We start from the raw sequence: 13,838 nt of genomic DNA on the forward strand, positions 1-13,838 counted from the left end.
GTGGTACAGACCGTTCGAGATAGAACGTTTCAGACTTTAGCGTGGAATGAAACGATTAATAGGGGCATTATCAGCGGGCGTTCCCTGACGGGACATGCTCATGGTAATGCCTTTTCCTTTTACAGTTTCCTGATACGCCTGAGACGTGTACACACTGCCTTGATCACTATGGGCATCATGCCCGGTCGCTCTGGTAGTTGATTCAGCGTGTCCAGAGCTAATGCAGCAGTGATCTTTCGGTAGCCGTAACGAAATTTATGCTGTTACAGAGCTTACAAATGTGTTCTACCGTCGGGTCTGCGCGCTCTGTACGAGAAACCCCTAACCATCACAGGTTTGGGATACACTTACTTCCCCTTCGAATGGACTCTCTCCAGGGGATGTCGATTTTTGCGACACCTCCATTCCAGTTCCTTGTACTTTTTTAGCACGTCCAGTTGTTGTTTCAGAAACCGATTCTCTGCTCTCAATCTTTCGACTTCTGACGCATACTCGGGGCCACTCCCATAGCTATACTATTTGCCGATAGGTTGTTCCAGTCGGTGAATTTCTCCATTCCGATACCAATTCATCCAGGTTTTCAATTGGGTCTGATTTCGTATGTCGAGCTGTCACATGACTTCTTACATTGAAATACCTGATAATCTCATCTCAATGGCTTTCATCTTTACTTCCACTGGGTAGCTGACTCAAGTTGCCAACGCAAAAACACTTCCAAAGTTGTTCCCATATCTTACGACATGGTCGCATTCTTTTGAAGGTATTTTAATTTGTATCACTTCATGGGGTCAGTTCCCACCAGTGTGGCCGGTTTTTATTCTTACTAGGATTTTCGGGCACTGGGAAATAGATTGATATTTTGGAGTTGACACTCCAAAAAAAATGCACTAGTATTTGTATTGTGGAGTGTATGCTCCAAAAAAGAAGGGAGATATAAATATTATGAATTCGAATCCAACTACTGCACTGATTACAGGAGGAACAAGCGGGATTGGTCGTGTAGTAGCAAATAAGCTCGCAGCGATTGGCGTTCATGTCGTAGTTGCGGGGCGTAATGCAGAACGCGGTGAAAAAACAGTTGCAGCGATCAGAGAAGCAGGTGGGAAGGCTGACTTCGTGCAGACAGACCTTAGCAGTGCTTCAAGCGCAAAAAGCTTAGCCCAGCGTGCAATTGAGCTGGGAGATGGACAGGTTGATATCCTTATCAATAATGCTGGAATTTTCCCCTCTGGAGCAACACATGAAACCACAGAGGAAGAATTCGAAAAAGTATATTCTATAAATGTTAAAGCGCCTTTCTTTCTTGTTGCTGAACTTGCACCTCGAATGGCTCAGAGAGGAAAAGGAGCTATTGTCAATATTTCATCTATGATTGCCGATTATGGTATTGCTGGTTTGAGCCTTTACGGTTCAAGTAAAGCAGCGATTATTCTGCTTACCAAAGCGTGGACAGCAGAATATGGCCCCAGCGGGGTTCGCGTAAATACTATAAGTCCCGGGCCTACTCGTACAGAAGGTACAGATGTTATGGGGGATGAACTTGAACATATGGCTGTACAAGCGCCGGCAGGACGCTCTGCCTCAGCGGATGAGATTGCAGAGGCCATCGTCTTTCTTGCTACAGATCGTTCCAGCTTTATTTATGGCACTAATCTGGCTGTGGATGGGGGACGAACCGCTATTTAATGAATATCCAGGGAGAACCATTAGATGCTTTCACTAATGGAATTTTCAAAGGATACTTTGTGTCATTTTGGTAGGGAACTTTATGTCAATGTACAAATCCTGTCGAAGGACAAGAACATGGTCCCATTGAAAGTCGCTATTTTAGCGGCTTTTTTTGTTTTATCGGAACAAGTTCTTGTCCCGAGTCGAGGACAAAAACTTGTTCCGATTGCCGTATTGGACAAGAACATGAGCCGATTACCGATTAGAAGAATGTATAATAATGGAGAAATAGTGATGGTCTTTAGGCGCAGTTTGACAACAATGGGCTTTACCCAAAAGTAACCACCCGTTGGACGGGTGGTCAGGATTTAAGGAATCAGGCTATTGTTCCCATCTGAGGATAAGAACTTATTCCTGTTGCTATAAAGTAGAACATATGGAACATGCAGCTGTAAGAACTTCAGAAAAGACAAACGCCTTTTTCCTGTGTTGGGGAAAGGCACTAAGAGGTGATGTAATCTTCACCTAGTATCGGTATTCTTTAAAAGAAACTTAATTTTTATTCAAAACTTGATCTAACCAGGTAAACATGCGGTGGTTAGTCAATTTCAATGCTCCAAAATGGCAATGTTCTTCAGCAGAATCTTCTGCAGTAAATTTCATATATGTTTTGGAACTCTTTAAAGATTGGAATAATCGTTCAGGTTGTCCTGCAAAGGCATGATCATGCTCTGCTTCGCACACGAGTACCGGACACATGATTTGCTCAGCAACACCATCTAAGGTAAAGGGTTCCGTTTTGCGCACGAGTTCTTCTACATTCGTTGCTAGGAACGTGAACTGTCCATTTTCTATTCCCCATCGAGTACCTGTATCTTTGGCCATAATGGACGCGATTAAGTTCTCAGTCTCTGGTGAACTTAAATCGGATTTGTCACTTGTATTTATACCCAACGCCTCAGCCATTGCCCCCACTTGAAAGGAGAATAAACCGTCATTTGCTATGCATGCAGCGAGCCTGTGTTCATAAGCAGCCGCGCGCGGAGCCAAATACCCACCTAAACTAATACCCATTAACGCCATTTTGTCGGAGATGACTTCTGGGCGCTTGGTCAGGTAATCGACCACTGGAGTTACAGCAGCCTCCCAGTCATGCCTGAATGGAATTCGCTGCTCGCGGATAACAGCTCCTTGTCCAGGGCCCTCGAATACCAAGCAATGATAGCCTCTTTCTAAAGCAGAGGTAACGACTTGAAAATAAAGCTCTTCTGCAGTGGAATCATATCCACCGTGAACAATCAGGACGGGCCCGGGCTGATTCCCGGCTAAATAGAAGTACCCCGGTAGCTCTGTATCTTCATAAGGAATCGAAACAATCTCCCAATGATGATCAAGCAAAGAAAGCGCCTGTCTGAATGTGTTACGGCTAAGGCTCCATGTTTCAAGAATACGCTTATCCTCCGGATTGCCATGGAGAAAAAATTCAGCAGTACGGTAGTAATTAGATGCACGCAAGTAGAATTCTCTCGCGCTGATCTTGTTGCCTTGCTTGCTGCTCTCCTCAGCTTCCCGATGAGCCCGGATTCCTGTCTTAAGCCATTCCTCATACCAGCTTTCAAAATTGCCTTCCTCGATTCGATAAGCAGTAGATAGGCATTCGCCTACGTCCGCTCCACCAAAAGCTGCGTACCCCATTGTCCGAAGTAATTCGAACGAAAAAGTCTGATCATCGAAAATAAGTTTCATAATTAGTGCACTCCTTACATATGTTATTTTCTTAGCGAACTTTTTATTTTATCGGTACAAGTTCTTGTCCCGAGCCAAGGACAAGAACTTGTACCGATTACCGGAATGGACAAGAACATAGTCCGATTTCCGATTAGTTGTATATCTCATCCAAACCTATCGTATTTCAAGTCGAAGCGTTTTATCCAGATGGATTTCCAAGTATACTCAAGAGATCGTAACGAAAAACACCCTTCAAGGTAAAGGACGATCTCACATGAAAAAAGGACGAAAACCACATTCGAGGAACGCATCGAAATTGTAAAATATACTCTCACACATAAACTCGACTATCAGAAAGCGGCTGAGAAGTATGACGTGTCTTATTCGCAAGTATATGCATGGACTCAGAAATATCAATCGGGTCAAGAAGAGGCCCTCCGAGATCGTCGGGGACGTAGAAAACCTGTAGAAGAACTGAGCGAGCAGGAACAACTCAAGCTGCGGATGTCGAGGGACCAGAACATGGTCCCATTGAAGTCGCTATTTTTGCGGCTTTTTTATTTTATCGGTACAAGTTCTTGTCCCGAGCTAAGGACAAGAACTTGTACCGATTGCCGAAATGGACAAGAACATATTCCGATTACCGATTAGATGGTTATCTAAATATTAAGCATATGTAGTTAAAACCTTAATAAACCCCATGATACATGACAGTTTTCATCATTATGGAACAACTGCTTCGAGGAAAGGTAAACAGAGGCGGCTAGGTAATAATAAAGCGAATTAGTAGTACTGAAACAAGCTGTTGAGGGACAAGAACCTGGTCCCATAAAAAGTAGTATTATCCCCTTCAAGTAGACACTTAAAAAAACCTTCATGTTATCATGGGGGTTCAAGTGAAACTTGGAGGGCATATTTTTATGGCGAAAAAAGGACAAACATTTCAGACATATACCGAAGAATTCAAAAAGAAAGCAGTTAGAGCGTATGTCGAAGGTTCTTCAAGTTATAAAGCAGTAGCTGAGCGCGAAGGGGTTCGAAATTGTTCCCAACTGAAGGTATGGGTGATTTACTTGGAATAAATAAACTTTGTGTTTAAGTTTTGCTTTTGGTTGCCTGATTGGCGTTAACAAGAATGCAGCTGATCCGGAACCTGACTGTGTTAATATACGAGAAAAAAAGCACAATCCGCAAAAAAAATCAAAACAAGGCGTTTCGCATGCCGTAAAGTGAGAATATCTCCATGGAGGCATTGAAATGAACTATAAGGAATCAGTAATCAAGGCCATATCCTATATTGAAGATCATATGTTCGATGAGAATTTAAACGTTAAGATTACAGAGGTCACCGGCTATTCGCAATACCATTTTCACCGTATCTTCCTATCTGTTACACGATGCTCCGTTTCGGAGTACATCCGCAAGCGGAGATTGACTCGCGCGACATATGATTTGTTTCATACCAACCAAAGGATCATCGAGATCGCCATAAAGTGCGGATTCGAGTCCCAAGAAGCTTTCGCACGCGCCTTTCGTAAAATGTTCTCCATCTCGCCTGGACAATTCCGCAAGCAAAGAGACATGAAGGATACGTTGTTCCGGACCATGGAGATGCATCCTTTGAATGAAGAGAGGCTGCAACATTTGCACACTGGTATTTCTCTCGAACCTTCTTTAGTTCACATGGAAAAGTTGAATCTGGTTGGCATGTCGATAAGAGGTGTCGAATCGGACGAGGTCGGATTGTTATGGCGAAGCTTCAGGCAGAGAGTTTCTGAAATCAAGCGAAAACCTAACTCGGAAGGCATTTATTATGCGGTTATTGAACTTACAGGTGAGCAATGGGAAGTCGCTTATACCGCATGTGTCGAGGCTGGCAACGAAGCAAGTCCGGCTCCAGCAGGGATGATTGCCAAGCTGTTCCCAGCAACAACTTATGCAGTATTTTCACACAAGGGACCGTTAGACAGACTCAATGATACTTTCCAGTACATCTACGAAACATGGTTACCCCAGTCGGGCAGCGTTCGTACCAATGCCCCGGAATTCGCGCGTTATGACTGGCGATTTCTAGGTCCGACAAACGAGGACTCTGTACTGGACATCTATATTCCAATTTGTTCACCATCATAAAGAGTACGAATCACAAGAAGAGGGGAATTCGAGATGAACAAAAATGCTGAAATTATGGAAGGATACGCGGGATACTGCGAGGTGAAGATAACCGACCCTTCGTTGGGGATAACCTTCCCCATGATCGTCATGTATCCGGCAGATTCCCCGGAACAGACTCATCAGTTAGGTCCGTACCCTATTGAGGTGGCCAAAGATGCGGCACCACGAAAGGGGAAGTTTTCGCTGGTTATCATTTCACACGGTTCAGGTGGTTCTCCGTTTGTATACCGGTCAATTGCCTTGCATTTGGCGCGAAGCGGCTTTATCGTTGGTCTCCCCGAACATCCGAACAATAATCGCAATGATAATAGTCTGGAAGGTACGGTCACCAATCTCACCAATCGCCCCCGACACCTTTGCCTTGCGGCTGACTGGTTTTCTGAAGATGAGAGATTCAAAGGACTGATCGAGTCGGACAGCTTTTCGGTCATTGGGCATTCCATGGGCGGATACACAGCGCTAGCGGTAGCAGGAGGCGTCCCGACTTCCTTCCCTAACGAAAGTCCATACGGGCAGCCGTACCCGATCAAGGTTACGCGCGATCGGCGGATTCGATCCCTGGTTTTGCTGGCGCCGGCGTCCGTTTGGTTCCGGAATGAAGGAGCGCTTAGCAGTGTGAATCTCCCCATTCTGATGATGGATGCGCAGCATGATCCTTACACGCCGCCTTTCCACGCTCAAATCGTCTTAAATGGTGTTGCAGACCCACGACAGGTTCTCTATCGGACTGTTGAGAACGCTGGACATTTTTCCTTCCTGAGCCCGTTCCCATCTGCGATGATTTCACCAGCCTTTATTCCCTCGCAGGATCCACCTGGCTTTGATCGCTTACGATTTCACGAAACATTGCAGGCTGAGATAGCCGGATTTCTGTCCATCCAGCATTAATGTGCATACTAATCAGCATTAATGTGCATACTAATTTATGTTTGGTGGCAACTATCGAAGAATGAGAGCAGAATATACCTACGAGGGCAGTCGGTCACACGATCGGCTGCCTTTGTTGAATGATATAGCAAGGTCAAAGTATCAGTTAAAACCCGGAACCGACTGGGCATCGGGATATCATTTCCGTCTAGCCATGGTCAACGTTCAAGCATATGTATTAATGTCTATGGATACGATACCCAAGGGAACTTTATAAAGCTGTTTTTCAACGCAAAAGACGGACAACTTTTGTTAAACTAATGAGGAACGTTAGCTCAATAAAATAGCGACAGTCTAAGGCTTTATTTTCTGCTGACACCAGATCGAAAGAAACGGTCTCTTTTGCAAACCTCACAACTCTTTAGAAATACTTGACCGCTTCAATTATGGAGTTAACCTAGTTAACTTACCTATTTTAAAGGTTATATAAGTTAACCTAAACAAAAATAGCCGGGGCCGTCTGAATGTGGGCGGGCGGCTTGCGGAACTGAACGGATAGGGGAGCAGCAGCGGGCCGATCGCCTGGGCTTCAGCTCGTGGGCGCTCCTGGCGTGCCTGGCTGCTCGATACTTCCGGATGCAGACAAAAGGACAGCCTGGGCCGTCCTGGGTGTGAGCTGCCCCGGTGGGCACTATGGAGCTGCGCGGATCTCGTCCGGATCGGAGAGAGCAGCAGCGTGCCGGTCGCCTGGTTTCATTCTGAGACAGCTTCTTTAGGCTTTTGGATGCTGGTTGATAGGTTGGGGCTGGTTGGATACAAAAAAGTATCCTGGGCTGTTCTAGGAACAATGTTGTTGTCCTCAGACAAGAATAAAGGATATGTCGAGGTCATGAACAATCCAACTTTAATGTTCTTGTCTTGTCGAGGGACAAGAACATATTCCCATTGAAGTCGCTATTTAGCGGCTTTTTTTATTTTATCGGTACAAGTTCGTGTCCCGAGTCAAGGACAAGAACTTGTACCGATTGCCGAAATGGACAAGAAATGATCCTATTGCCGATTAGATGAATGTCTAAATGAAAGCATTGTAGTTAAAATTCAACAAACACCATGACACATAGAGTTTTCACATCGTTATGGAACAACTGCCTCGAAGAGAGTTCTCCTAATTCATAAAACAAACAAACGGTATAATTTGTTTACAGTAAGAGTAATAGTTTCTATATTGTTTATTTTATGGTTCCTTATTTAAAATTACCGATTTAATAAATGTCTTCCGTATGTCCAAGAGTGTGCACGTAAGATCTGCTCACTTTTTTCTGGACTGATCAGTTCAGATATGTTATATTTCTGAAACGGGAGGTGTTACTTATCGCCAGGACTAAAGAATTTGACAAAAATCAAGCGTTACACCAAGCAATGCTGTTGTTTTGGAAAAAAGGATACGAGGCTGCTAGCATACCGGATTTACTAGAAGTGATGGGCATTAGCCGATCCAGCCTTTATGATACGTTTTCCGACAAGCAAACCTTGTACAGAGATGCCCTGGAGCATTATAAAAAAGGGAGTTCCAATAAGCAGACCATTCTTGAACAAGAATCAAACGTTAGAGATGGAATTCTTCAATTTTTTGAGTATCATATTGCTTCAGCATACGATACCAGCCTACCGGGCGGATGTTTTGTAACGAATACAGCTACAACATTGGAGTCACCAGATGAACAGATAAATGTCTTGATACAGACTAGTTTTTCGGATTTGGAACAAGCATTTTGTGAGCTTTTGGAGAAGGGCCAACAATCGGGAGAGATAGATAAAACAACAGATATCAAAACATTGTCTTATTTATTGCTGAATTTACATCAAAGCATAAATATTATGGCCAAAACAGGTCAAAATCCAGAACGTGCAAAAGAGATGATTAGTTTTGTAATTGCAGGTATATAATTTTTTTTGACAATATCGGAATGATTGTTCCGTTATTATATTCCTCATATTTTGAAGGTTCCATTTGAAGAGTATCTGTAAGACCATATTTTTTTGATCATTCCGGAACATTCATTCCGTTATTAAAACTATCCATCAACAATAAGGAGAAACACCAATGAAGATATCGTTTATTGGACTTGGAAATATGGGGCTTCCAATGGCACAAAACCTGTTGAAAGCGGGGTATGAATTAGTCATCTTTAATCGGACCCCTGAAAAAGTTGAACCATTAATAAAACAGGGAGCACGCTTTGTCCAAACACCACTAGAGGCAGCGAAAGAAAGTAATCTTGTAATTACCATGTTATCTGATGATGCTGCATTGAGAGAGATTGTTGAGGGAGCAAATGGTGTTCTGAACGGATTATCTCAAAATGGAATTCACGTATCTGCCAGTACGATCAGCGTAGATCTGGCTCGGAAATTATCCGTATTGCATGCGGAGAGACACCAACACTTTGTGTCTGCAACCGTAATGGGGCGCCCGGATGCCGCTAAAGCAGCTACATTGCGCATTATTTTAGCTGGTCCGGAACATGCAAGACAAAGAGTACTTCCCATGTTAACAGCACTAAGTCAAGAGATATTTGAGATTGGGGATCATGGCGAAGAAGGTAACATTGTCAAAATAGGCGTTAACTTTCTAATTGCTTCAATGCTGGAAGCTTTGTCGGAAGCGCAGCTCATGGTTGAAAAGCACGGCATTATGCCGTCCCGATATATGGATGTTGTGAATGCTCTTTTTCAATCTCCGGTATATCAGAACTATGGAGCGATCATGACTGAACAGCGCTTTGAACCAGCCGGTTTTAAAATGAAGCTCGGGTTAAAGGATGTTGCATTAGCTATCGAGGCAGCCAAGTCAGTTCAAGCTCCACTACCTTTAGGCCAGCTTATTCATCAACACCTCTCTGAAGGAATTACCCATGGTTATGGTGAGTTGGATTGGACGGCCTTAATCCGTTGTCTTGAGCATTCCTCTTAAGGAAAGAAAATATAAGGAGAGATTAATTATGGAAATAGGTGTTACTTCATTCGTAGAAACAAAGCCTGATACTGAGACCGGAGTTGTCATGAGTCACGCTCAGCGATTGCGAGAAGTCGTCGAAGAAATCGTCCTTGCAGATCAGGTAGGACTTGATGTGTTTGGCATAGGTGAGCATCATCGTGATGATTATGCAGCATCTTCACCAGCAATGGTGTTGTCCGCTGCGGCGCCTCTCACAAAACGAATTCGATTGACAAGTGCTGTGACGGTCCTATCTTCAGCAGATCCTGTCCGTGTGTTTCAGGATTTTTCCACACTTGACGGTCTCTCCAATGGACGTGCCGAGATTATAGCGGGTCGGGGTTCCTTCATTGAGTCCTTTCCACTGTTTGGTTATAACCTGCATGACTACGAGGATCTATTTAATGAAAACATTGAACTGCTTCTTAAATTACGGGAATCCGAGAAAGTAACATGGAGTGGAGGCCATCGACCAGCGATACATAATCTGGGGGTATACCCGCGTCCTGTTCAGAATTCTATACCTGTATGGATCGGTAGCGGAGGTACTCAGGAGTCTGCCATACGTGCTGGAATTCTAGGTCTGCCACTAGTTCTGGCAATTATCGGTGGAGATCCAACGAAATTTGCGCCGCTTGTAGAACTCTATAAAAAGGCGGCAACTCATGCTGGTCATGATGTATCGCAGCTTCGGGTAGGTTCACATTCTATCGGATTTGTTGCAGAAGATAAGGAAAAGGCCGCAGAACTCTTTTTCCCGTCCACTCAGTACGGCATGAATAAGCTCGGCAAAGAGCGGGGGTGGGCATATTATGATCGCTCCAGCTATGATGCTGCCCGCCGCTCTGATGGTGCGTTGTATGTAGGGGATCCGGAAACAGTTGCTCAAAAAATTATTCATCTTCGCAAGCATGTAGGAATTACACGTTTCATGATGTATGTTCCCTTAAGCACGATGCCACATGAGTTGGTAATGCGGGCTATAGAATTGCTCGGTAAAGAGGTTGCACCGCGAGTACGAGAGGAAATTTCCAAGTGGGAAGCTGAAATGAGATAAGAATTAACTTAAAAACATAAATGAACGAATTCATTATTATATTTGGAGGAATTATCATGAGCATTGAGACACGTATATTACCAAAATTAAGAGAGGTATATTCACAATTTCCAGGGTTTGAGTTGGAGAAAAATTTAGAGTGGAGCAGAAACTTAGTATCGGCTACATCGGTGAAAAAATCAGAGTATGTAAACACAACTAGCCGGAAAATTCCGAGAGATAAAGGTGAGATGCTGGTCAAAATATACGAACCTGCCGATCGAACGAATGATTTACTACCAGCCATGTTGTGGATTCACGGAGGCGGATATGTGTTAGGACATCCCGATATGGACGACAAATTGTGCGAGCGTTTTGTTCAGACAGCAGAATGTATTGTCGTATCAGTGGATTATAGGCTCGCTCCTGAGCATCCTTATCCTGCAGCGATTGAAGATTGTTATGCTGGATTGGTATGGATGACGGAGGAAGCAGCAATGCTTGGTATTGATGTGAATCGGGTTGCAATCGCCGGTGCTAGCGGTGGTGGAGGGCTGACAGCAGCACTCGCGCTGATGGCTCGCGATAAAGGAGGTCCGTCTATTATTTTCCAAATGCCATTGTACCCGATGTTAGATAATCGTAACATCACGCCATCTAGTCATGAGATTACAGAAGAGGGTTCAATCTGGAACCGAACGGACAACGTGGCTGCATGGAATATGTACCTTGGTGAGGAGAACGATGTCAGTGGAAGTTCTTCTTATGCAGTACCTTCGAGAGCAGAGAGCTTGGCCGGATTGCCGCCAGCCTATACTTGTGTAGGTCAACTCGATCTATTCCGGGACGAGACGATGGAGTATGTGGCAAGACTAGCACAAGCAGGTGTGGATATAGAATTTCACCTCTATCCAGGTTGCTTCCACCTTTTCGAAATTCTTGCTCCAGAAACAGAAGTCAGTCAGCGCGCTGTTCAGGGTTATATGGATGCGATGGCACGAGCACTTCATCCCAACAGGGTTCTTTAAAGCTGCAGAGGGAAGCCGATCCGCAGTAAAATAGCTAGAGGTCACGTTATAAATGAAACCAAATCGCCGCAAACCTGCGGCGATTTGGTTTTTACCTAGATTTTAGCGTGACAAAAAACCATAAGACACAACATAGATACGATAATAATGGAAAAATAAGATAAAACATCATTAGGAGGAAATATGAATCAGAAAGAATTTGAATCTGTCATCAATCTCCCTGCAAATATTCGTTATGAATACTTCATCAAAAAAGTAGTAGATTCAGAAGAAGTGTGGGGCCTTTATGAGAATGGTTGGTCAGTTACTGAAGATGATGAAGGTAATAAATTACTTCCATTTTGGCCTAAGAAAGAATTCGCGGAATACTGTGCAACTGATGGTTGGGAAATTTACTCAAGTAAAAGTTTGGATTTGTACGAGTTCATAGACGAGTTTCTACCCAATCTAAAAAAAGAGGGTTTTAAACCTTCAATATTCTTAAATAATGCTGATTCTGCTGTATTAGAAGTCGATATACTAATTGAGGATTTAAAGACAGAACTTGAAAAATACTAACAGGATTAATAATGGCCGTTCCCAGAATATCAACCGACCGGGCACGGTCGAATGTAATGATTTATTTGATCTTTTGATCAAATGTATTGAAGTCGCTATTTTTGTCGAAGGACAAGAACATGGTCCCATTGAAGTCGCTAATTTAGCGGCTTTTTTTATTTTATCGGTACATTGAAACAATTCTTCTAGATATTCCTGACACAAGAGATAGGGATAAGGAATTTGAAAATGGGCTGAAAATGTCTAAAAAACGGTTTATGTCGCGGGACAAAAACATTGTTCCATTCAAAGTCGCTATTATAGCGGCTTTTTTGTTTTAAGGAACCAAGTTCTTGTCCCAAGCTGAGGACAAGAACATTGTACCATTGCCGAAAAGGACAAGAACAATATGTCATTTCGGATTAGGGGTTGTAAACGAACAAACACTGAAAGATTTGGTCAAAGAAACTGGGTACAGGACATCTCTAATGATTCCCTCCGGATGCTTGATGGCCGTCGCCATGTTAAATAAAATGCCATACTTGTTGCCGACTCGTCGTAGATCGTTCAGAATTTCCTTTTCGATCTTTCGTTCGGCGCGTACTCCGATACGGTAAATAATTTGAATAAGCAGATCGACCAGGTTATCCGATATTTCCATGCAGCGAAACCAAAAGAAAGCTGACAACAGCGTATATCGAATGAATCTGGATGTCGGCGAAGCTCACGTAGATCCTCAGTAGAAACGCGCTGCCGATACTTTTTCAACACCTTATGGGGAATGTCTCGAAATAAATCATCCGGAAGCTCCAAATTGCGAATAGTTCGCAATTTGTTAACTTCCTTCAGCACGCTATCCACTCCAGCACGACCAGGATCTGCTTTTAACTCATTAAAAGATATTTGTATGCTGTTGTCGCTGGCGGTTTCTTCTTCGTCAATCTCTAAATAAGAAATGCTATCAATCAGAGAGTCTAGCTGAGTTAGAGACGTGGAAGGCAGCTTTTGGTATGTCGCTTGGAAGAAGGATTCTTCATATGTGTGAATGGCTGAACGGATCAAACGCTCAATGCGGTCCGGCGTGGGAGGCACGATTTTTAATTCATGGAATCGACGGTAAACGCGTTCCTTTAAATGCTCAAATTCATGATCGTGATGTAGAACATGTTGGCATAGCCATTCTGCCATTTCCTGAGCATCCTCTATCGTATCCACACGGAACCCGAAGAACTCCCGGATCTGTGTTCGGTGGTAGGTGATTGAACGACCGATCCAATCGTACTGAGCATATAATTCCGGTTCAGAGAAGATTTGTTTTGCAATGTACGCGATCACCGCTTTGGGAACTTCGTACTTATGAGTTGGGAAACGGGCTTCATTTTGAAAAAACTTGAGTAGCACGGCAAATCCAATCCTGGTTTCCCCGGTCTTGTTCTCGATCAACCTCATCTCGTTCGGTAGGATCGTAAAATGCTCGATTAATTCGTCCAGTTCCCAATTCCGTTTCATGTTATCCCCTCCAAAGTAAAGTTCCTATAACAAAAACAAATTCGGAACTTATTTTATTAATGGTGACTACACTAACGGGCAGTTTAGTTGAAGATACATTCCGGTGAACCGTATCAAAGGTTACGGCAAGTTTTCTCGAAAAAACCTATAGCAGGCTTGGAAAGGCCCTTTGCCGGCATGGACTTGGGGAGGACCGCGTTCGTCGGGAAAGTCGGTAGAAATAGGCTGCAGCGCGTTTCGGGCCACAGAACGATTGAGGGGACTATAGGGGCTCTTGCTGGCAGAAAGCAAA

13 protein-coding genes and 2 pseudogenes are annotated in these 13,838 nt (G+C 43.7%); 11 read left to right on the top strand and 4 right to left on the bottom strand.

Annotated elements, in window-relative coordinates:
* Window positions 1-221: pseudogene (locus P364_RS36970) on the bottom strand (IS3 family transposase); the annotation flags it as partial.
* 297 nt (window positions 222-518) lie between these two features.
* Window positions 519-596 (bottom strand): annotated as a pseudogene (locus P364_RS38760) (transposase); the annotation flags it as partial.
* A 346-nt stretch (window positions 597-942) separates the two neighbouring features.
* Here P364_RS38760 and P364_RS0120305 point away from each other — a divergent pair.
* Together P364_RS0120305 and P364_RS0120310 are read left to right on the top strand one after the other, a co-directional pair.
* Window positions 943-1,686, top strand: coding sequence for an SDR family NAD(P)-dependent oxidoreductase (locus tag P364_RS0120305; RefSeq protein ID WP_024631910.1), 744 nt, complete (start codon window positions 943-945; stop codon window positions 1,684-1,686).
* A gap of 24 nt (window positions 1,687-1,710) precedes the next feature.
* The gene (locus tag P364_RS0120310; RefSeq protein ID WP_024631911.1) at window positions 1,711-2,010 is read left to right on the top strand and encodes a hypothetical protein; all 300 of its coding nucleotides are present in this window, start codon (window positions 1,711-1,713) and stop codon (window positions 2,008-2,010) included.
* Window positions 2,011-2,220: 210 nt separating this feature from the next.
* On the opposite strand, the gene P364_RS0120315 is transcribed toward P364_RS0120310, so the two are convergent.
* On the bottom strand, window positions 2,221-3,414 hold the full coding sequence (locus P364_RS0120315; RefSeq protein WP_024631912.1) for an alpha/beta hydrolase family protein: 1,194 nt from the start codon (window positions 3,412-3,414) through the stop codon (window positions 2,221-2,223).
* Between the two features lie 249 nt (window positions 3,415-3,663).
* On the opposite strand from P364_RS0120315, the gene P364_RS38765 reads away from it, so the two are divergent.
* From P364_RS38765 to P364_RS0120355, 9 genes are all read left to right on the top strand, one after another.
* Window positions 3,664-4,047, top strand: coding sequence for a helix-turn-helix domain-containing protein (locus P364_RS38765; RefSeq protein WP_081718047.1), 384 nt, complete (start codon window positions 3,664-3,666; stop codon window positions 4,045-4,047).
* 269 nt (window positions 4,048-4,316) lie between these two features.
* Window positions 4,317-4,478, top strand: a complete 162-nt coding sequence (locus P364_RS35515; RefSeq protein ID WP_161634267.1) for a transposase — start codon at window positions 4,317-4,319, stop codon at window positions 4,476-4,478.
* 175 nt (window positions 4,479-4,653) lie between these two features.
* The gene (locus tag P364_RS0120325; protein WP_024631913.1) at window positions 4,654-5,529 is read left to right on the top strand and encodes an AraC family transcriptional regulator; all 876 of its coding nucleotides are present in this window, start codon (window positions 4,654-4,656) and stop codon (window positions 5,527-5,529) included.
* 33 nt (window positions 5,530-5,562) lie between these two features.
* On the top strand, window positions 5,563-6,459 hold the full coding sequence (locus tag P364_RS0120330) for an alpha/beta hydrolase family protein (RefSeq protein WP_024631914.1): 897 nt from the start codon (window positions 5,563-5,565) through the stop codon (window positions 6,457-6,459).
* A 1,341-nt stretch (window positions 6,460-7,800) separates the two neighbouring features.
* On the top strand, window positions 7,801-8,385 hold the full coding sequence (locus tag P364_RS0120335; RefSeq protein ID WP_236642260.1) for a TetR/AcrR family transcriptional regulator: 585 nt from the start codon (window positions 7,801-7,803) through the stop codon (window positions 8,383-8,385).
* 157 nt (window positions 8,386-8,542) lie between these two features.
* Window positions 8,543-9,412 (top strand): NAD(P)-dependent oxidoreductase, encoded by an 870-nt coding sequence (locus P364_RS0120340; RefSeq protein WP_024631916.1) that lies wholly within the window; start codon window positions 8,543-8,545, stop codon window positions 9,410-9,412.
* Window positions 9,413-9,440: 28 nt separating this feature from the next.
* On the top strand, window positions 9,441-10,493 hold the full coding sequence (locus P364_RS0120345; RefSeq protein ID WP_024631917.1) for an LLM class flavin-dependent oxidoreductase: 1,053 nt from the start codon (window positions 9,441-9,443) through the stop codon (window positions 10,491-10,493).
* 56 nt (window positions 10,494-10,549) lie between these two features.
* Window positions 10,550-11,500 (top strand): alpha/beta hydrolase, encoded by a 951-nt coding sequence (locus tag P364_RS0120350; protein ID WP_024631918.1) that lies wholly within the window; start codon window positions 10,550-10,552, stop codon window positions 11,498-11,500.
* Between the two features lie 183 nt (window positions 11,501-11,683).
* Window positions 11,684-12,058, top strand: coding sequence for a DUF2750 domain-containing protein (locus P364_RS0120355; RefSeq protein ID WP_024631919.1), 375 nt, complete (start codon window positions 11,684-11,686; stop codon window positions 12,056-12,058).
* A gap of 546 nt (window positions 12,059-12,604) precedes the next feature.
* Here P364_RS0120355 and P364_RS35520 read toward each other — a convergent pair.
* Complete coding sequence (locus P364_RS35520) at window positions 12,605-13,546, bottom strand: DUF4158 domain-containing protein (protein ID WP_024631920.1); 942 nt, start codon at window positions 13,544-13,546, stop codon at window positions 12,605-12,607.
* Window positions 13,547-13,838 lie beyond the last annotated feature (292 nt).

It is taken from the genome of Paenibacillus sp. MAEPY2, assembly GCF_000499205.1.
Classification (GTDB): domain Bacteria; phylum Bacillota; class Bacilli; order Paenibacillales; family Paenibacillaceae; genus Paenibacillus; species Paenibacillus vandeheii.

Coding starts and splice junctions, on each gene's coding strand:
- P364_RS0120305 (WP_024631910.1), top strand. CDS start 943: ATGAATTCGAATCCAACTACTGCACTGATTACAGGAGGAACAAGCGGG.
- P364_RS0120310 (WP_024631911.1), top strand. CDS start 1,711: ATGCTTTCACTAATGGAATTTTCAAAGGATACTTTGTGTCATTTTGGT.
- P364_RS0120315 (WP_024631912.1), bottom strand. CDS start 3,414: ATGAAACTTATTTTCGATGATCAGACTTTTTCGTTCGAATTACTTCGG.
- P364_RS35515 (WP_161634267.1), top strand. CDS start 4,317: ATGGCGAAAAAAGGACAAACATTTCAGACATATACCGAAGAATTCAAA.
- P364_RS0120325 (WP_024631913.1), top strand. CDS start 4,654: ATGAACTATAAGGAATCAGTAATCAAGGCCATATCCTATATTGAAGAT.
- P364_RS0120330 (WP_024631914.1), top strand. CDS start 5,563: ATGAACAAAAATGCTGAAATTATGGAAGGATACGCGGGATACTGCGAG.
- P364_RS0120340 (WP_024631916.1), top strand. CDS start 8,543: ATGAAGATATCGTTTATTGGACTTGGAAATATGGGGCTTCCAATGGCA.
- P364_RS0120345 (WP_024631917.1), top strand. CDS start 9,441: ATGGAAATAGGTGTTACTTCATTCGTAGAAACAAAGCCTGATACTGAG.
- P364_RS0120350 (WP_024631918.1), top strand. CDS start 10,550: ATGAGCATTGAGACACGTATATTACCAAAATTAAGAGAGGTATATTCA.
- P364_RS0120355 (WP_024631919.1), top strand. CDS start 11,684: ATGAATCAGAAAGAATTTGAATCTGTCATCAATCTCCCTGCAAATATT.
- P364_RS35520 (WP_024631920.1), bottom strand. CDS start 13,546: ATGAAACGGAATTGGGAACTGGACGAATTAATCGAGCATTTTACGATC.